At 65.4% G+C, this 16,199-nt stretch carries 18 protein-coding genes; 7 read left to right on the top strand and 11 right to left on the bottom strand.

What is annotated here, in order from left to right; genetic code table 11:
* Positions 1 to 116: 116 nt before the first annotated feature.
* The gene (gene groL / locus QA645_RS37545) at positions 117 to 1,748 is read right to left on the bottom strand and encodes a chaperonin GroEL (protein WP_254195670.1); all 1,632 of its coding nucleotides are present in this window, start codon (positions 1,746 to 1,748) and stop codon (positions 117 to 119) included.
* 118 nt (positions 1,749 to 1,866) lie between these two features.
* The gene (locus QA645_RS37540) at positions 1,867 to 2,163 is read right to left on the bottom strand and encodes a co-chaperone GroES (RefSeq protein WP_254134456.1); all 297 of its coding nucleotides are present in this window, start codon (positions 2,161 to 2,163) and stop codon (positions 1,867 to 1,869) included.
* Between the two features lie 318 nt (positions 2,164 to 2,481).
* Here QA645_RS37540 and QA645_RS37535 point away from each other — a divergent pair, with 318 nt between their 5' ends.
* Positions 2,482 to 3,003: a hypothetical protein gene (locus QA645_RS37535; protein WP_254134455.1), complete on the top strand. Its 522-nt coding sequence runs from the start codon at positions 2,482 to 2,484 to the stop codon at positions 3,001 to 3,003.
* A 293-nt stretch (positions 3,004 to 3,296) separates the two neighbouring features.
* On the opposite strand, the gene QA645_RS37530 is transcribed toward QA645_RS37535, so the two are convergent.
* Positions 3,297 to 4,076, bottom strand: a complete 780-nt coding sequence (locus QA645_RS37530) for a protein phosphatase CheZ (RefSeq protein WP_254134454.1) — start codon at positions 4,074 to 4,076, stop codon at positions 3,297 to 3,299.
* Positions 4,077 to 4,387: 311 nt separating this feature from the next.
* On the opposite strand from QA645_RS37530, the gene QA645_RS37525 reads away from it, so the two are divergent.
* A complete protein-coding gene (locus QA645_RS37525; RefSeq protein ID WP_254134453.1) occupies positions 4,388 to 5,203 on the top strand; it encodes a L,D-transpeptidase in 816 nt (271 codons plus the stop codon).
* Positions 5,204 to 5,318: 115 nt separating this feature from the next.
* A complete protein-coding gene (locus QA645_RS37520; protein WP_254134452.1) occupies positions 5,319 to 5,540 on the top strand; it encodes a hypothetical protein in 222 nt (73 codons plus the stop codon).
* A 63-nt stretch (positions 5,541 to 5,603) separates the two neighbouring features.
* On the opposite strand, the gene QA645_RS37515 is transcribed toward QA645_RS37520, so the two are convergent.
* The 6 genes from QA645_RS37515 to QA645_RS37490 all read right to left on the bottom strand — a co-directional run bounded on the left by QA645_RS37515 (position 5,604) and on the right by QA645_RS37490 (position 11,168).
* Complete coding sequence (locus QA645_RS37515) at positions 5,604 to 6,437, bottom strand: DUF2076 domain-containing protein (protein ID WP_283046127.1); 834 nt, start codon at positions 6,435 to 6,437, stop codon at positions 5,604 to 5,606.
* 127 nt (positions 6,438 to 6,564) lie between these two features.
* On the bottom strand, positions 6,565 to 7,410 hold the full coding sequence (locus QA645_RS37510; RefSeq protein ID WP_283046126.1) for a ChbG/HpnK family deacetylase: 846 nt from the start codon (positions 7,408 to 7,410) through the stop codon (positions 6,565 to 6,567).
* Entirely contained in the window at positions 7,407 to 8,483 is a 1,077-nt protein-coding gene (locus QA645_RS37505; RefSeq protein WP_283046125.1) for a glycosyltransferase family 2 protein, read from the bottom strand. Before QA645_RS37505 ends, QA645_RS37510 begins: the two co-directional genes overlap by 4 nt.
* 99 nt (positions 8,484 to 8,582) lie before the next feature.
* On the bottom strand, positions 8,583 to 9,560 hold the full coding sequence (gene hisG, locus QA645_RS37500; RefSeq protein WP_254134448.1) for an ATP phosphoribosyltransferase: 978 nt from the start codon (positions 9,558 to 9,560) through the stop codon (positions 8,583 to 8,585).
* A 3-nt stretch (positions 9,561 to 9,563) separates the two neighbouring features.
* Positions 9,564 to 10,715, bottom strand: coding sequence for an ATP phosphoribosyltransferase regulatory subunit (locus tag QA645_RS37495; RefSeq protein ID WP_254134447.1), 1,152 nt, complete (start codon positions 10,713 to 10,715; stop codon positions 9,564 to 9,566).
* Between the two features lie 252 nt (positions 10,716 to 10,967).
* Positions 10,968 to 11,168: a hypothetical protein gene (locus QA645_RS37490; protein ID WP_283046124.1), complete on the bottom strand. Its 201-nt coding sequence runs from the start codon at positions 11,166 to 11,168 to the stop codon at positions 10,968 to 10,970.
* A gap of 296 nt (positions 11,169 to 11,464) precedes the next feature.
* Here QA645_RS37490 and QA645_RS37485 point away from each other — a divergent pair, with 296 nt between their 5' ends.
* On the top strand, positions 11,465 to 11,971 hold the full coding sequence (locus QA645_RS37485) for a hypothetical protein (RefSeq protein ID WP_254134445.1): 507 nt from the start codon (positions 11,465 to 11,467) through the stop codon (positions 11,969 to 11,971).
* Positions 11,972 to 12,044: 73 nt separating this feature from the next.
* Positions 12,045 to 12,989: a helix-turn-helix domain-containing protein gene (locus tag QA645_RS37480; RefSeq protein WP_283046123.1), complete on the top strand. Its 945-nt coding sequence runs from the start codon at positions 12,045 to 12,047 to the stop codon at positions 12,987 to 12,989.
* A 13-nt stretch (positions 12,990 to 13,002) separates the two neighbouring features.
* On the opposite strand, the gene QA645_RS37475 is transcribed toward QA645_RS37480, so the two are convergent.
* Positions 13,003 to 13,758: a 16S rRNA (uracil(1498)-N(3))-methyltransferase gene (locus tag QA645_RS37475; protein WP_283046122.1), complete on the bottom strand. Its 756-nt coding sequence runs from the start codon at positions 13,756 to 13,758 to the stop codon at positions 13,003 to 13,005.
* 211 nt (positions 13,759 to 13,969) lie between these two features.
* On the opposite strand from QA645_RS37475, the gene QA645_RS37470 reads away from it, so the two are divergent.
* Positions 13,970 to 14,632, top strand: coding sequence for a hypothetical protein (locus QA645_RS37470; protein WP_254134442.1), 663 nt, complete (start codon positions 13,970 to 13,972; stop codon positions 14,630 to 14,632).
* The gene (gene ubiA, locus QA645_RS37465) at positions 14,629 to 15,561 is read left to right on the top strand and encodes a 4-hydroxybenzoate octaprenyltransferase (RefSeq protein ID WP_283046121.1); all 933 of its coding nucleotides are present in this window, start codon (positions 14,629 to 14,631) and stop codon (positions 15,559 to 15,561) included. Before QA645_RS37470 ends, ubiA begins: the two co-directional genes overlap by 4 nt.
* A 111-nt stretch (positions 15,562 to 15,672) precedes the next feature.
* Here ubiA and QA645_RS37460 read toward each other — a convergent pair whose 3' ends face one another.
* Positions 15,673 to 16,191, bottom strand: coding sequence for a DUF6101 family protein (locus QA645_RS37460; RefSeq protein ID WP_254134440.1), 519 nt, complete (start codon positions 16,189 to 16,191; stop codon positions 15,673 to 15,675).
* Positions 16,192 to 16,199 lie beyond the last annotated feature (8 nt).

Below are 16,199 nucleotides of genomic sequence, written 5' to 3'. Positions count from 1 at the left end.
CAGAATCGGGCGCCACCGTAGTGGGTTTTGGCCGCCGGTTGAAGCGCAGGCCAGTGTCGGCAAAAAAGAAGGCCGCCCGGAGGCGGCCTTCGCAACACTGTCGGGTGAGGATGGGCTTAGAAGCCGCCCATGCCGCCGCCGGCCGGCATGGCGGCCGGAGCGTCCTTCTTCGGCGCTTCGGCGACCATCGCTTCGGTGGTCACCAGCAGGCCGGCCACGGAGGAGGCGTCCTGCAGCGCGGTGCGCACCACCTTGGCGGGATCGATGATGCCCTTCTCGATCATGTCGACATAGTCCTCGGTCTGGGCGTCGAAGCCGAAGGTCTCGGACTTGTTCTCGAGGATCTTGCCGACCACGATCGAGCCCTCGACGCCGGCATTCTCCGAGATCTGGCGGATCGGAGCTTCCAGCGCCTTCAGCACGATGTTGATGCCGGCCTGCACGTCGGCATTGGCGTTGGTGAGACGGCCGACCGCCTTCTTGGCGCGCAGCAGCGTGACGCCGCCGCCGGGGACGATGCCTTCCTGCACCGCGGCGCGGGTGGCGTTGAGCGCGTCCTCGACGCGGTCCTTCTTCTCCTTGACCTCGATCTCGGTGGCACCACCGACGCGGATCACGGCGACGCCGCCGGCGAGCTTGGCGAGACGCTCCTGGAGCTTCTCACGGTCGTAGTCCGAGGTGGTTTCCTCGATCTGGGCCTTGATCTGGCCGACGCGGGCCTCGATCTCCGGCTTCTTGCCGGCGCCCTTGACGATCGTGGTGTTCTCCTTGTCGATCACGACCTTGCCGGCACGACCCAGCATCTTCACCGTGACGTTCTCGAGCTTCATGCCGAGATCTTCCGAGATCAGCTGACCGCCGGTCAGGATCGCGAGGTCTTCCAGCATGGCCTTGCGGCGGTCACCGAAGCCCGGCGCCTTGACGGCGGCGACCTTGAGGCCGCCACGCAGGCGGTTGACGACCAGGGTGGCCAGCGCCTCGCCCTCGACGTCCTCGGCGATGATGACGAGCGGCTTGCCCGACTGCACCACGGCTTCGAGCACCGGCAGCATGGCCTGCAGGCCGGAGAGCTTCTTCTCGTGCAGGAGGATGTAGGCGTCCTCGAGCTCGGCGGTCATCTTCTCGGGGTTGGTGACGAAGTAGGGCGACAGATAGCCGCGGTCGAACTTCATGCCCTCGACGATGTCGACTTCGGTGTCGAGCGACTTGTTTTCCTCGACGGTGATGACGCCCTCGTTGCCGACCTTCTGCATCGCCTGGGCGATCATCTTGCCGATGGCGGCATCGCCGTTGGCCGAGATGGTGCCGACCTGGGCGACCTCGGAGGAGGCGGCAACCGGTTTGGCGCGCTTCTCGATGTCCTTGACGACGGCGGTCACCGCGGTGTCGATGCCGCGCTTGAGGTCCATCGGATTCATGCCGGCGGCAACCGCCTTGGCGCCTTCGCGCACGATGGCCTGGGCCAGCACGGTCGCGGTGGTGGTGCCGTCGCCAGCGAGGTCGTTGGTCTTGGAGGCGACCTCACGCACCATCTGGGCGCCCATGTTCTCGAACTTGTCCTCGAGCTCGATCTCCTTGGCGACGGTGACGCCGTCCTTGGTGATGCGGGGCGCGCCGAACGACTTCTCGATGACGACGTTGCGGCCCTTCGGGCCGAGCGTCACCTTGACGGCGTTGGCGAGAATGTCGACGCCGCGCAGCATGCGATCGCGCGCGTCTCCGGAAAACTTGACGTCCTTGGCAGCCATGGTCTGCTATCCCTTCGTGTGTCGTGATGTGTCTTGTTTGAGGCTGTGCGGCGGAATGATGGATGCCCGGACCTCATGATCCGGGCATGGCATTCAGCGGCCGTTCAGGCGTCTGGCCTTAGGCCATCACGCCCATGATGTCCGACTCCTTCATGATCAGGAGATCTTCGTTGTCGATCTTGACCTCGGTGCCCGACCACTTGCCGAACAGCACGCGGTCGCCGACCTTGAGGTCGATCGGGATCAGCTTGCCAGCCTCGTCACGGCCGCCGGGGCCGACGGCGACGACTTCGCCCTGGGACGGCTTTTCCTTGGCGGTGTCGGGGATGATGATGCCGCCCTTGGTCTTTTCCTCGGCGTCGATACGTTTGACCACGACACGGTCATGCAGCGGACGAAATTTGGACTTAGCCATGACGTTTCCCTTTGGAGGCTCGCTTTTCCGAAAGCAGCGGAAGTGGGTGGGGGCGGCGCTCCCGTTCACCCTCAGCCCGAGGAGCGAACGGCGCGCTTAGCAATCGGTCTTTCCGAGTGCTAATAGTGCGCAGGGGATATGGCTTGGCTGCGATCCTGTCAAGCAAAGGTGGTTAAGCGATTGGTGAGGCGGATATAGGATGGTGTCTACGGAAACTCGATTCCGGCGCGGGCGTATATTAGGACGTCATTGCTACGGCTGCGGTTTTGCGCTTGGCTGCGGGAGGGATGCGGCCATGGTCTTGTTCGGGGGAATGCCATGATCAGTTCAGCTCACGCGCGCACGGTTGCCAATCTGGCGGCCGCCTCTTGCCTGGCGTTGCTGCTCGGCGCCTGCGGCGGCGGCATGAGCCTGCCGTCCTTCTCTTCGTCCCAGCCGGCGCCCGAGACCGAGCCCGGCGTCGCGCCGGAAATGCCGGCCTCGATCCGCGCCGACGAGATCGTCGGGCGCTGGGGCCTCGCCTCGTTCCAGAACCCGGCCGACCGCGCCCGCACCGAGGCGGCCGCGCGGGCCCAGTGCAAGAACCCCTACGTGATCGGCGCCGGTTCCTCCGGCGGCGTGATCATGCATCTCGCCGACCAGGCCACGCCGCAGGAACTGCGGCTGAAGGGCTCGCCGGGCGGCAAGAACTATATCGGCCCCTCCGGCCCGACGCCGGGCGAGCAGGACCGCGAGATCGTCTCCTTCGACGGCCGCGTCATGATCACCCGCTTCGTCGACAAGGACGCCGCCACCCGTTACGGCAACATGGTCTACGTCCGCTGCGCGCCGAGGGCGTAAGGATGATCTTTCCCTCTCCCCTTGCGGGAGAGGGTGGTTCGCCGCGCAGCGGCGAGACGGGTGAGGGGTATCTCTCCCCGAGTCCAACTCTCATTTGAGTTCGCGGAGACAGACCCGTCGTCCGGCGCCTTAGCCGAAGCTCCGCTTCGGCGTCCTTATGAACGGCGGCCGAAGGCCGCCTATGCCACCTTCTCCCACAAGGGGAGAAGGGAAGGCAGTCTCGCAATGACGGACCCCAAACAAAAAACGCCGGCTCGCGCCGGCGTTCTTGTTTGTCTCTCTGTCGCGTTCGCTTAGTCGAACAGCGCGTCGATGTCGTCTTGCGAGGCGTGGCCGACGTCGCCGGCGAGCTTCGGGCCGTTGAGCAGCTTTTCGTCCTCGCTGCGGCTGTCGACCGGGGCCGGCACGTGCGACTTGATCGCGTCGACGCCACCCCAGATGTCCATCATCGCATTGATGTGCTGCTCGATGAACTTCATCGTGGTCATGACCTTGCTGATGCGCTGGCCGGTCAGGTCCTGGAAGTTGCAGGCTTCGAAGATCGAGATGACGCGTTCCTGGATGTCGTCGGCAAGGCGCTTCTGCTGGTCGACCGAGTCGACCTTGCCGAGCGCGGATGCCGCCTGGTCGATCGACTCGGCGGCTTCGAGGATCTGCTGGGTCGCCTGTTCGGTACCGCCGACCACCGCGCCGAGCTCGCCGTTGACCTTGGCCATCTCGCCGCCGTCGAAGCTCTTGCCGTGCAGGGTCGCGATCTCGCGCTTGGTGCGGTCGATGGCGTCATGGATCAGGTCGAGCTCGACCTTGAGCTTCTCGCACTGCTCGATCTGGGCCCGATAGGTCTCGAGCATCGTGCGTGCGTCGGAAAGCTCCTGCGCCGTGGAGGCGTCGATCGCCGCCATGGCAGCGCTGCCGGTCAAGGGCGCCGCGCCCTTCGCCATCTGTGCGCGGATCGCGCGCAGCTCCGCCATAATCTCGCTATGCATCGGGCCTGCCTCTTCTGCTACGTCAAGAATTGGCATCTCGCCACCGGCGATATCCTCGACACGAAAACGCTTGCGGTGAACAGCCATCAGGAACTCCCCCCACCTCACTCACGCGTCTTTGTAGACAGAAGCGATTTAACACGAGGTTCACAGCAGGAACTCTTGTGCGGCCGCGCGCGACGGCATGCAAACGGGCGATTAACCATGAGGCTTCGCCCTTCATCGAAAATAAACGCTGATCGCCGAATTGCCGCGCCGATCGCGACGTGGTGAATCGAAACGCCCGATGCGTTTACCAAACGAAACGGAGTTTGCTCTTTATTGACCACGTCGAGGACGCGGACAGCCATCGCGTTCGGCGGCGAATGCAACTAGACGAAACAGTACAGAGTACGTCGATGTTCAAGAAAATGTCTGTCGCGCTGCTTGGCAGCGCTTGCGCCTTCATTGCCGGCGCCGATCGCGCCAGTGCTTTCGACAATACGGTGCCGAACGATCCGCCCGCGGTGCTCTACCAGCCGCATGTCCCGCCGGCACCGGTGCGCGTCGCCTCCAATGCCAACATGGGCGGAGGCTTCATCGAGTTCCTGTTCGGCGACGGGCCCGGCCGCGGTCCGGCCTATGCGCCGCAGCAGTCGATCTATCAGCAGCAGCCCGCCTACAACGATCCACGCCGCCTGCCGCCGATGGGCGAGCCGCAGATGCAGGGTGGATATCAGCAGGGCGCAAGCTACCAGCAGGAGGCGATCGATCCGCGGCAGCGTCCGTTCGATCCGAAATTCGAGAAACAACTTGTTGACTATAGCGGCAAGGAAAGTGCCGGCACGATCGTGGTCGATTCCAACAACAAGTTTCTCTATCTCGTCGAGGGCAACGGCCGGGCGATGCGCTACGGCATCGGCGTCGGACGCGAGGGCTTCACCTGGAGCGGCGTGAAGTCGATCACCGCCAAGCGCGAATGGCCGGATTGGACGCCGCCGGCGGAAATGCTCGCCCGCCGTCCCGATCTGCCGCGGCATATGGAAGGCGGCCCGGAAAACCCGCTCGGCGCGCGCGCGATGTATCTCGGCTCGACGCTCTACCGCATCCACGGCTCCAACGAGCCCTGGACCATCGGCACCAACGTCTCCTCCGGCTGCATCCGCATGCGCAACGAGGACGTCATCGACCTCTACGGCCGCGTCAATGTCGGCACCAAGGTCGTGGTGATGTGAGGGCCTGCGGCATCAATGATGCCGCAGTTGTGAGCAGTCGTGAAGGAGCGGCGGATTGGTGCGGTCATGCCCTGGTCCTATGTGGTGCGCATAGCTACTCAACAGGAGCAATGCGATGCGTACGATCTTGGCTTTGGGTGTTCTCGTCGCTCTGACCGCCTCGGCCAGTGCGGGGACCGTGCATCATCGGCGCCATGTCGCCCCTGCCGGCCAGACCTTCGCCCCTCAGCTCACGCCGCGCGCGGCTGAGGGCTTTGCCTATGTTCCTCGCCCGGTCCCGTACTCGTCCTCGACGCCGGACGAATACAGCAATCGCTATCCGTACTGGGGCGGCTGACCGCCGCACGAAACAAAACGGCCGCCCATTGGGCGGCCGTTCTGCGTTGCGGATCGGACTTGCTCAGGCGTAATCGCTGCCGCCGTCGTCATTGCCGAAATCGCTGTCGTCGGCCAGGTCCATATTGCCGCTATCGTTGTTGTCGTAATCCTGATCGTTGCCGTCGCGATCGTTCGACGCCTCGTCAAACAAGCCTTGGCGCGAATCCCGGTTCGATCCGATGTCGTTGAGGCCGGCATCGCGGGCGAGCGAGCTGCCGGACTGGTCGCCGCTCCAGGGATTGCCACCTGCACTGCCACCGCCTCCGCGTTCCTCGATGATCGTGGTGTCGCCAAAAGCCTGATGCGATCCGCCGCCCATCATGCCGCGGATGCTGGAGAGCAGCAGCGAGCCGCCGACCACGCCGGCCGCGGCCGCCGCTGCCGTGCCCAGGAACGAGCCGCCGCCACCGCCGACCGGCGGGGCGCCGTAGCCTTGGCCGTAACCCTGACCCTGTCCGTAGGCCTGACCATAAGGCGGCTGGCCGTAGCCCGGCTGGGCCTGCTGCATCGCCTGGCCGCTGTTCCAGACCGGCCGGGAGTCACGCGGCGGCACGTTCGGAACCGAGCCGCGCGACGGGCTCGAGCCGAACAGCGTGTCGCGCATGGTGTCGAGGAAGCCGCCGGACTGGGGCTGCTCGGGCGCATGGGCCGCTTCCAGCTCCTGGATGCGGTTATGCGCGCGCTTCAGCGCTTCGTCCTGCAACAGCGTGGTCTGCACCAGCGCATAGACTGCGCCCGGCGCCTTGCGTAGGCCGTCCGAAATCGCGGCGATCGCGTCGGGATCGCGCGGTGCATTTTCCAGTTTCGAAAGCCGGTCGAAAAGCTCGTCGACGAGCTGGCGTTCCTGCGGCGTCATGGTCTGTCTCCCTCGCGCGAAACAAGCGCAAGCGGGATGTAGGGTTCCGTTGTGGCCCCAACAGTGGCGGCCGGATTAAATTTCCGTATGCGACAGACTGCCTCGCGACCCCCGGCCTTCGCCGGTTTCATCCCAATGTCACGTGGCTGGCCGCCAGCAGCTGCGCGAAGGCGTCGCTGGCGAGATAGGCATGCTCGCGTTCCCTGACATCCGTCATCGGGTCGAGGCCGGCGAGGACCTCGTCGACGAAGCCGGGATGGCACATCACGAGACCGCCCTCGGGGAGACCGTCCAGGAACTGCCGCATCAATTCGCCGAAATCGGCCGCGCGCGTGAAATCATAGGCGCCGGCAAAGGCGGGATTGAACGCAAGACCGGCGCGCCCCGCACGGCGGCGGAATTGTGCGCTGAGGACATCGAGCACCATGGCCTTTGGTGACGCCAGCCGTTGCGCCAGCGGCAGGTCGCGTCCGCCCTGGCGCACCCACGCCTGTGGTGCTGCCTCGCTGACGGCATCGATGAAGCCGTCGCGCACCTGCGGAAACAGTTGCACGTGCTGGTGGCCGTCGACGAAGTCGGGCGCGCGGCCGAACGCTTCCGCGAAAGCGGCGAGTTGCGCTCTCACCTCGTTGCGGAAGAATTCGCGGTCGAGCCGTCGCAGAAATCCGGCGCGCAGCAGTTTTGGAAAGGCCATGAACATGTCGCCGTCGAGTGGACGGAAATGCATGGTGAGGGGACGGAACGGCGCCGACAGCGTCACGTGCAATCCGATCGCGCAGCGCGGGCTGGTCTTCGCCGCAGCCTGGAGCGCATCGACCTCGCCACGCTCGATCGCGGGGCCCACCATCATCACCGAGGTCGCGTTGAGGCGGCCGCGCTCGATCAGGTCGCGGATGGCGCGATTGACACCCGGGCTGATGCCGTAATCGTCGGCGCAGAGCCAGATCGGTCGCGGCGCTGCCGCCGCGCTCATTCGGCTGCGGTCCTGCTGGATGCGTCCTGGCTTGAAGCATCTTGGCTTGAAGCGTCCTGGGCCTTGTCGGCCTCGAAATGCTTTTCGCTATGCTCGGCGACGAAGTAGATCGGACGCGCCTTCAGCTCCGAGAGGATCTTGCCGATATATTCGCCGACGATGCCGATCATGATGAGCTGCACGCCGCCGATCGTCATCAGGCCGATCACCAGCGAGGGATAGCCGGGCACCTGCTTGCCGGTGGTCCAGACCTCCCAGAGGATCGAGAGGCCGAACAGGAAGGCACCGCCGGCGAGGATGACGCCGAGCAGGCTGGCGAAGCGCAGCGGCGCGACCGAGAACGAGGTCACGCCTTCGATCGACAGGCCGAGCAGCCGCGCGGCGCTGAAGGTCGTCACGCCATGGACACGCGGCGCGGGCTCGTAGTCGACGCGGATCTGGCGGAAGCCGATCCAGCTTGCGAGACCCTTGAAGAAGCGGTTGCGCTCCGGCAGCTGCCGCAGTGCCGCGACCGCGCGCGGCGACAGCAGGCGGAAGTCGCCGGCGTCCTCCGGGATCTTCTGGCGTGCGCCCCAATTGATCAGCGCGTAGAAGCCGCGGCCGGCGACGCGGCGCAGGAAGGGCTCGTTATCGCGATGCGCCTTGGCGGTATAGACGACGTCATAGCCGTCCTCGATCCAGTGCCGTACCAGCTGCTCGACCAGCGCCGGCGGGTGCTGGCCGTCGCCATCCATGAACATCACGGCGCCAAGGCGCGCGTGGTCGAGGCCGGCCATCAGCGCCGCCTCCTTGCCGAAATTGCGCGACAGCGAGACCACCTGGACATCGATCGTGTCGGCCGGCAGCGAACGCGCGATCGACAGCGTCGCATCCGCGCTGCCGTCGTCGACGTAAACGACCTCGCAGGCGAGGCGGTAGCGTTGCCGCAAGGTCTTGGCGATATCGCAGATGCGCTGGTGCAGGACGGCGAGGCCGGCCGCCTCGTTATAGACGGGGACGACAATCGACAGCCCCTTCGCGGCGGCACTCGCTGCGGTGGTGGTCAGGGCGGAAACGTCAGAGCCCAGCATCATCGATCAAGGTTCCAGAGGCGTCGAAATCATCTCAACAGCATATGATAGCTGCCGCTTGCTGTCGCTACGCTGAACGGAGCTGTCCGGCAAACTTTGGGCTCACCGCCGCAGGAACGCTTCGAGCTTGGCAAACAGCGGGTTCTCCCGGTCGAACACGTAGTCGAGCGAGACCACCGAGACGGTCTCGGCGCCATGTTCGCGCAGGAAGCTCGCGAGCGCATAAAGCTGCCCTGGTGGGCAGTGCAGCGTGAGCATGCCTGACGAGGTCGGTCCGCCGAATGGAGCCTCGACGCCGAAGCGGCTGTGGGCCTCGGTGAGCAGGGTGGCGTCGCATTGCCGGAAGCGGGTCCGGACCTCGCGGTATTTGTTGGCCCGGGCCCGGGCCGCGATGTGGTCGAGGATGACGCGGGCGGTCTCGCGGGCCTGCGGCGACCAGTCGGCCTCCTTCGAGGCGACCAGATTGGCCTGGCTGCGCAGGATCACGCCGTCGTCGAGCACCCGCAGGCCATTGGCGGCAAGCGTCGCACCGGTCGTGGTGATGTCGACGATCAGCTCGGCGCTGCCGGCCGCCGGCGCGCCCTCGGTCGCGCCTGCGCTCTCGACGATGCGGTAGTCGGTGATGCCGTGGCTCTGGAAGAAGCTGCGGGTGAGGTTGACGAACTTGGTCGCGACCCGCATCCGCATGTGATGCTGCTCGCGGAAGCCGGTGGTGACGTCGTCGAGATCCGCCATGGTGCGGACGTCGATCCAGGCCTGCGGCACCGCGACCACGACGTCGGCATAGCCGAAGCCGAGCCCGTCGATCAGCGACACGTGCTTGTCGGCGTCGGCGATATTCTCGCGCACCAAATCTTCGCCGGTGACGCCGAGATGCGCGAAGCCGCGGGCGAGCTGCGATGCGATCTCGCTGGCCGAGAGATAGGCGACCTCGACATTGTCCAGGCCCGCAAGCGTGCCGCGATAGTCGCGGGCGCCGCCGGCCTTCGACAGCTTCAGCCCGGCACGGGCGAAGAAGGCCTCGGTGTTTTCCTGCAGGCGACCCTTGGAGGGAACGGCCAGAACGAATGGCGCGCTCATGACTTAAGCTCCCACCTTGCGGCCGATCCTGGTCAGCGCGTCCACCCAGACCGAGAAGCCGACGGCCGGAATCGGCGCCGGCGATCCGAGCTGGGTCATCAGTCCATCGTAGCGGCCACCGGCAACCAGCGGCTCGGCGCCGTTGCCTGTGTGGTGCAGTTCGAATTCGAAGCCGGTGTAGTAGTCGAGGCCACGCCCGAACGCGGTCGAGAAGCGTGTGGTCTTCACGTCGATACCGCGCGCCGCCATGAAGCCGATCCGGCTCTCGAACTGGTCGATGGCGCCGGCAAGGTCGAGCTTTGCATCGGCGGTCAGCGCGCGCAGCTCGGCAATAGCATCGTCCGGATTGCCCGAGATCGACAGGAAGCGCTTCAGCACGGTGATCGCCTCGCGCGGCAGCGCGCCACCCTTCAGCGTCGACTGCTCGAGGAAGCGGTCTGCGATCTCGGCCGTGGTGCGGCCACCGACATTGGTGGTGCCGGCGATCGACATCAGATCGGTGACGAAGGCCAGCGCCGCCTTGCGGTCGGACCCCGCGAGCGCAGCCAGCACGCCCTCATATTCGCTGCGCGTGGTTGCGGTCGTGCGGGCCAGCCCTTCGAGATCCTGCTCCAGGCTGATCTTGCGGTGGAAGTCCTTGACCAGGCGGCGACGCCAGACCGGATAGAGGTCGAGCGCGTCGAGCAATGCGTTGAACAGCGCCACGTCGCCGGTGCGGATCTCGACGTCGCGCACGCCGAAAGCGGCGGTCGCCTCCAGCGCCAGCGCCAGCGTCTCGGCATCCGCGGCCGCACGATCCTGGCGGCCGAACGACTCGATCCCGGCCTGGAGGAATTCGCTGGCCTGTCCGCTGCGGTAGCGGAACACGGGGCCCAGATAGCTGAACCCCGCCGGCTGGCCGGCACGGCTGGAGGCGAGATAGTCGCGCGCCACGGGGATCGTCAGGTCGGGGCGCAGGCAGAGCTCTTCGCCGGACAGGTCCGTCGTCAGGTAGAGGCTTTTTCGGATGTCCTCGCCGGACAGGTCGAGGAACGGCTCGGCCGGTTGCAGGATGGCCGGCTCGGCCCTGACGTAGCCGGCCTGCGCAAACGACAACAGCAGCGTATCCGCCCAGGCGGCGGAGCCGGCAGCATTTGAGGTGGCAGTCGCGGTCATAACAGGGGTCCATCGTCCCGGCGGAACCGGGAGGCCAAAGGGTGCCAACGGGGAGGCACAGGAATTTGCGCAGCCCTTAGCATGGCCGGAAAGCGGTTTCGACCTCCAAAGGATCAATCGCTTAACGACTTCGGAGCCGTCCGGACGATCCCGCCTGGATTTGCCGCCTTGCCCGCTCTAGGTAACTAAATACCTAATTCCCGATTTCCGGGTTGGCGGCGGCGGCCGGTGCGCCGCGACGCTGTTTCGCGCTCATTCAACCCGGCCAGTGGCGTCTCCGCACCCGTCCGGCTTCGATACGTCGGCCGGGGCCAGTGCTGCGGTGTCGGATGCGGCGTCGTCGGCGAGCTGCTCCGCCAGATTGAGAATTCTCTGCCGCTTGCGCGCGTCCGTGATGCTGAGAAACGCTTTGATCAGGCGCAATTCCTGGCGTCGCTCGCCTTCGTCGTCCATGGCCACTCGTTCCTGCGCGACGGCCGGCTGAATCGCGCCGGCGTCATCGACATCGTTGGATGCAGTGCATCAAGGTCGCGGCGACGATCGTGGACCCGACGATCGTGTCGATGGTCAGCCGTGATGCCGATCGCGAAAATCGTCCGACGCACGCGCCCCATGAACCTGCAGCGTCATTGTGAGTCACAATGAGAGATTGAGCACACTTGGCAAGTTGTCACATACTCAATTTGGGTATGCGGGACGATACGCTCGTTGCTGCCTTCGTTTACAAGATGAATATTGGTTTCCGATTCATGCGCAATGCTTCTGATATCATCCGGACGGTCTCGCGACATACGCTGGCCTATATGCTGTTCTCGATCAGCGAGATGTTCCGGAACTACGACGAATTCGATCCGATGGACCTTTTGATCGTTCACGCGATTCTCAATGCGAACGTTATCAATGTGATGAACGATCCGTCGCTGGACGAGAAGTTCTCCAGCATTCACACTGTCGAACCGGATACGATCAAGCAGGGCGTGTCCCGCGCGGCACTCTCGCGCTTCCTCAGCCTGCCGCTGGAGACGGTTCGCCGTCGTGTGTCGGGATTGAAGAGGCGGAAGATTCTCGCCGAGACCAAAGCCGGGCTGATCGTGACCGAGCAGAACGCATTCAAGTTTGGCAACAATCACGAGCTACAGAAGACCAACATGCTGCTGCTGACGAAACTGCTCCGCGATCTCAAGCGCGCCGGCATCAACGGACCGGACGATCTGAGTGGCGCCAAGGTCGTCGCGGCGACGAAGAAGGCGAGGTAGGCGGCAGGACATGGATCAAAGCCGTCTCAACATTGCTCGCGACGGAGCTCAAAAAGGCTCTGCGGAGTGCTTGTTGTCGTTCCAGGGTCTCAAGCCGTCATCGGCGCTCGAGCTCCAGTCGTATGACATCGATCATTTCGGCGACAGTGAGAGATATGCCGGTGCGTCCAGCATGCCGTTGTCTGCCGGGTCGACCGCGATCATGCGCGCGCGGCTCAGTCTGCCGACGCTGAGCCTGTCGCTGGTGAAGACCTTCCCGCGGATCATTCGCGGTTATCAGCTGGCGCATGCTGCCGCCGTGGTGGTGCCGATGGATCACGTGGCCTCGACCCGCATCAATGGGCAGGCAATCGGCAGTTCGATCGTCATTCTGAAGGGCGCGTCCGATTGCCTGGTATATGAGCCGGTCGGACGTCTGATCGGTGTCGTCTACTTCACGCCGCCCGCGTGCGAGCTCTGGTCTCGGCTGGATGGCTATCATTTGCTGAGCCCGACACCGGACGTCCTCGCCTCCCTGCAATGCCTGATCTCCACGACGCTCGAAACCGCCGCCAATGATCCGGACTTCCTGAGCCAGCCGACGTCGCGAGCGGCCGTCGAACAATCCCTGCTCGGCGCGATCGACGGTGCGGTCCGGACCAGCGTGGACAGCAGGTCCGTGCACGCCACGACGGAGAGCTATCTGCGGATCGTCGCCGACATGGAGAAATTGATCCGGCACGACCTGACGGTCTGGCTCAAGACGACCGAAATGGCCGAGCGGGTCGGCGTGTCGGTTCGGACCCTCCAGAGTGCGACGCAGGCCATCTGCGGCATGAGCCCGCACCGCTATAGCCGGGTCCTGCGTCTCTGGTCGGTGCGCCTGCAACTGCGGACCGGACCGGGACGGCGCAGCGTGAAGGCCTGCGCCATTGCCCATGGGTTCTGGCATTTGAGCGAGTTCGCGGCGAGCTACAGGGCGGCGTTCGGCGAGTTGCCGTCCGAGACCCTGCATCGATCCGTGCGGGAGCACAGCTAGCGGAGATCGCGACCTAGTCGCGCGCGCCGCTCCAATCGCCCAGCACCGCCTGCACCAGCGCCAGCGCCGCCACTGCGGCCGTGTCGGCCCGCAGGATCCGCGGGCCGAGCGCCAGCCGCAGGATGCTGGGCTGGCGCAGCAGCAGGGCCCGCTCTTCTTCGGCGAAGCCGCCCTCGGGACCGATCAGGATGTCGATACCGTGCCCGGATGCGCGCGCCTGCTGCAGGCCCTGGATGGGATTCGCGACCTCGGCCGCCTCGTCGCAGAACACCAGCAGGCGGTCGGCGGGGCGCTGGCTGAGGTAGCGCTCGAGCGGCGCGGGTTCGGCCACGATGGCGAGGCTCAGGATGCCGCATTGCTCGGCCGCCTCGATGACATTGGCGCGCATCCGCTCGATGTTGACGCGGGAGGCCTGGGTGAACCGGGTCTGGACCGGTTGCAGGATGGCGGCGCCCATCTCCACGGCCTTCTGGACCGTGTAATCGAGCCGGGCATGCTTGAGCGGGGCGAAGACGTAAGCGAGGTCGGGCAGCCGATCCTGGGGGCGGACCTGCTGGAGGATGACGAGGTTGTCGGGCCGCTTGCGGCCTTCGATCGCGGCCTGCCATTCGCCGTCGCGGCCGTTGAACGCCAGAACCTCGGCCCCGGCGGCAAGCCGCAGCACATTACCCAGGTAGTTGCTCTGGTCACGGTCGAGCGGAACCCTGGCATCCTGGGCCAGGGTGGGCTCGACGAACAGGCGGGGGGCGCGAAAATCGTGGGAGGGCATTGATCAAAAGTCCAATTTGCCCCCGTTCTTAACCGAAAGCAGCCGTTTCAGGGGTAAATATTGCCGAATCGGTGCGTCGGCGCGCCGCGCTCCTGCCCTATTCGACGGGTTGTTAAGCGGCGGCGGGAATCGTAAAATTGCGAACACGCTGGTTGCGCTTCAATTGGGAAGGCGCCGAGCCCCGTAAGCTCCTGCCGGAGAGACTATCTTGATGATCCGTCGTTTGATGGTTCCGATCGCTGCCGCCATGCTCGCCATGGGGACTGCTGGCGCCTATGCCCAGGGATTCCCGGCGCCGCTGCCGGGCCAGTCCGCGCCCGATTCCGCGTTTCCGCCCGTGAACGGTTCGGCACCGGTCGCCTCCGTCGGCACTGCGCCGCAAGCATCCTTCCCCACGAACGGTGCCGCCCCCATCGGTGGTGCCGGCGGCGCTTTCAGCGCGGCGCCGCCGACGCAGGGCGGTCCCGGCGAGGACTGCATGAAGGCGTTCATGCCGCTCCGCGAAGAGGCCGAGAAGCGCGGCAAGCTGATCCAGGCCGCGAGCAACCGTCATGCTCCGCCGGACGAAGCCTGCAAACTGATCCGCAGTTTCAGCCAGGCTGAGACCAAGATGATGAAATACATCGAGGTTCACGCCGCCAAATGCGGAATCCCGCCGAACGTCGGCGAGCAGATGAAGGCCGGGCACAAGAACACCGAGGCCATGGCGACGAAGGTCTGCAACGTCGCGCAGCAGATGGCGAACCAGCCGCGCGGTCCGGCCGGTCCGTCGCTGAGTGAGGTGGTGGGTTCGGGCTCGGCGCCGGAAGCCAATGCCGGCAAGAAGGGCGGCAGCACTTTCGATACGCTCAACGGCAACGTCCTCACCCGATGAGCGACACATCCGCCCGCGTTGCCGATTCCACCGGCAACTGGGTCGATACGCTCGCGCCGGAATGGGCGCGGCCGTATCTGCGATTGTCGCGTTACGATCGTCCGATCGGCTCCTGGCTTCTCTTGATGCCATGCTGGTGGTCGGCGGCGCTCGCCGCCGGCATGGCGCATGACGTCCGCCGCTTGCCGCTCACCATCGTCCTGTTCTTGATCGGCGCCTTCGTGATGCGCGGGGCAGGCTGCGCCTGGAACGACATCACTGACCGCGACCTCGACGCCAAGGTCGAGCGCACCCGCTCGCGGCCGTTGCCGTCGGGGCGCATCACCGTGAAGCAGGCGCTGGCCTTTCTGGTCGCGCAGGCGCTGGTCGGCCTCGTTGTGCTGCTGCAGTTCAACCGTTTTGCGGTCGCGACCGGCATCGCCTCGCTCGTGGTCGTCGCGATCTATCCCTTCATGAAGCGTGTCACCTGGTGGCCGCAGGTCTTCCTTGGGCTCGCCTTCTCATGGGGCGCGCTGATGGGCTTTGCCGTCACCTTCGGACGCATCGACGTCACCGCGCTGGTGCTCTATGCCGGGTCGATCGCCTGGGTGATCGGCTATGACACCATCTATGCGCATCAGGACGCCGAGGACGATGCGCTGATCGGCATCAAGTCCACCGCGCGCCTGTTCGGCGCACATACACACCAGGCGCTGATCCTGTTCTACGGGCTGTCGGTGATGCTGATCGGTGTCGCGTTGGCGTCTGGCGATGCGCGCTGGCCGGCCTGGCTCGGGCTTGCCGCCTTCGCCGTGCATCTGGCGTCGCAGATCATGCGGCTCCGGATCGACGACCCGGACTTGTGCAAGCGTCTGTTCTACTCGAACAAATATGCGGGCTTGTTGCTGTTTGCGGGACTGCTGGCCGACGCGGTGATGCGGGCCGCGTAGCTCCCGTAGGGTGGGCAAAGGCGCACTCGCGCCGTGCCCACGATCTCTCAATGATTGATAGAAGACGTGGGCACGCTTTCGCTTTGCCCACCCGACGGCCGTGCCCGTCGCTTAGTTCCTTGCGATGATCTCGCGTTCTGCGCGATGGATCGGCAGCTCGCGCGTCATGGCGGTGCGACGGCGCATCAGGAATTTCGGACGGCGGTCGCGGATCGCGTTGCGGCGGCGGCGACGCGGTGCGGGCTTGCTGGCACCTTCGTTGAGCTGCGGCAGCGCGAAGATCTCGCTCCAGATCGCCCAGGCCTCGGCGAGATCGTCGCCATCGGCGCTGACCAGCAGCGGAACGGAGAGTGAGGGATCGCGATGCACCAGGACGAGGGTCTGTGCCTCGTCATTGCCGCGCAGTGCGACGCCGGTGAAGTCGCTGACGCGCACGTTGATGGCCATCTGCATGCCGCGGACGGCACGGCGCAGCACGACACGCTCGCGATGAAGCTCGATTTGCCTGGTGTAGCCGTCGGCGCGCGGATCATGCGCATCGAAACGGACCGGAAGGGAAAGAGGGTCGAGCCGCAGATTGCGGCTCGACCCTGCGGGAGCGGCCCCGCTTATTGCTGTTTGACGCCTCACGGCTTTCG

The organism is Bradyrhizobium sp. CIAT3101 (assembly GCF_029714945.1).
Lineage (GTDB): Bacteria > Pseudomonadota > Alphaproteobacteria > Rhizobiales > Xanthobacteraceae > Bradyrhizobium.
The sequence above is the reverse complement of the archived record's forward strand: the minus strand, read 5'-3'. Positions and strand labels throughout refer to the sequence as shown.

Excerpts from the sequence above, each read along its gene's own strand:
- QA645_RS37530 (WP_254134454.1), bottom strand. The coding sequence starts at position 4,076 with ATGGCTGTTCACCGCAAGCGTTTTCGTGTCGAGGATATCGCCGGTGGC.
- QA645_RS37515 (WP_283046127.1), bottom strand. The coding sequence starts at position 6,437 with ATGACGCCGCAGGAACGCCAGCTCGTCGACGAGCTTTTCGACCGGCTT.
- QA645_RS37540 (WP_254134456.1), bottom strand. The coding sequence starts at position 2,163 with ATGGCTAAGTCCAAATTTCGTCCGCTGCATGACCGTGTCGTGGTCAAA.
- ubiA (WP_283046121.1), top strand. The coding sequence starts at position 14,629 with ATGAGCGACACATCCGCCCGCGTTGCCGATTCCACCGGCAACTGGGTC.
- QA645_RS37470 (WP_254134442.1), top strand. The coding sequence starts at position 13,970 with ATGATCCGTCGTTTGATGGTTCCGATCGCTGCCGCCATGCTCGCCATG.
- QA645_RS37505 (WP_283046125.1), bottom strand. The coding sequence starts at position 8,483 with ATGATGCTGGGCTCTGACGTTTCCGCCCTGACCACCACCGCAGCGAGT.
- QA645_RS37475 (WP_283046122.1), bottom strand. The coding sequence starts at position 13,758 with ATGCCCTCCCACGATTTTCGCGCCCCCCGCCTGTTCGTCGAGCCCACC.
- QA645_RS37495 (WP_254134447.1), bottom strand. The coding sequence starts at position 10,715 with ATGACCGCGACTGCCACCTCAAATGCTGCCGGCTCCGCCGCCTGGGCG.
- QA645_RS37485 (WP_254134445.1), top strand. The coding sequence starts at position 11,465 with ATGCGCAATGCTTCTGATATCATCCGGACGGTCTCGCGACATACGCTG.
- QA645_RS37535 (WP_254134455.1), top strand. The coding sequence starts at position 2,482 with ATGATCAGTTCAGCTCACGCGCGCACGGTTGCCAATCTGGCGGCCGCC.
- hisG (WP_254134448.1), bottom strand. The coding sequence starts at position 9,560 with ATGAGCGCGCCATTCGTTCTGGCCGTTCCCTCCAAGGGTCGCCTGCAG.
- QA645_RS37520 (WP_254134452.1), top strand. The coding sequence starts at position 5,319 with ATGCGTACGATCTTGGCTTTGGGTGTTCTCGTCGCTCTGACCGCCTCG.
- QA645_RS37510 (WP_283046126.1), bottom strand. The coding sequence starts at position 7,410 with ATGAGCGCGGCGGCAGCGCCGCGACCGATCTGGCTCTGCGCCGACGAT.
- QA645_RS37525 (WP_254134453.1), top strand. The coding sequence starts at position 4,388 with ATGTTCAAGAAAATGTCTGTCGCGCTGCTTGGCAGCGCTTGCGCCTTC.
- groL (WP_254195670.1), bottom strand. The coding sequence starts at position 1,748 with ATGGCTGCCAAGGACGTCAAGTTTTCCGGAGACGCGCGCGATCGCATG.
- QA645_RS37490 (WP_283046124.1), bottom strand. The coding sequence starts at position 11,168 with ATGGACGACGAAGGCGAGCGACGCCAGGAATTGCGCCTGATCAAAGCG.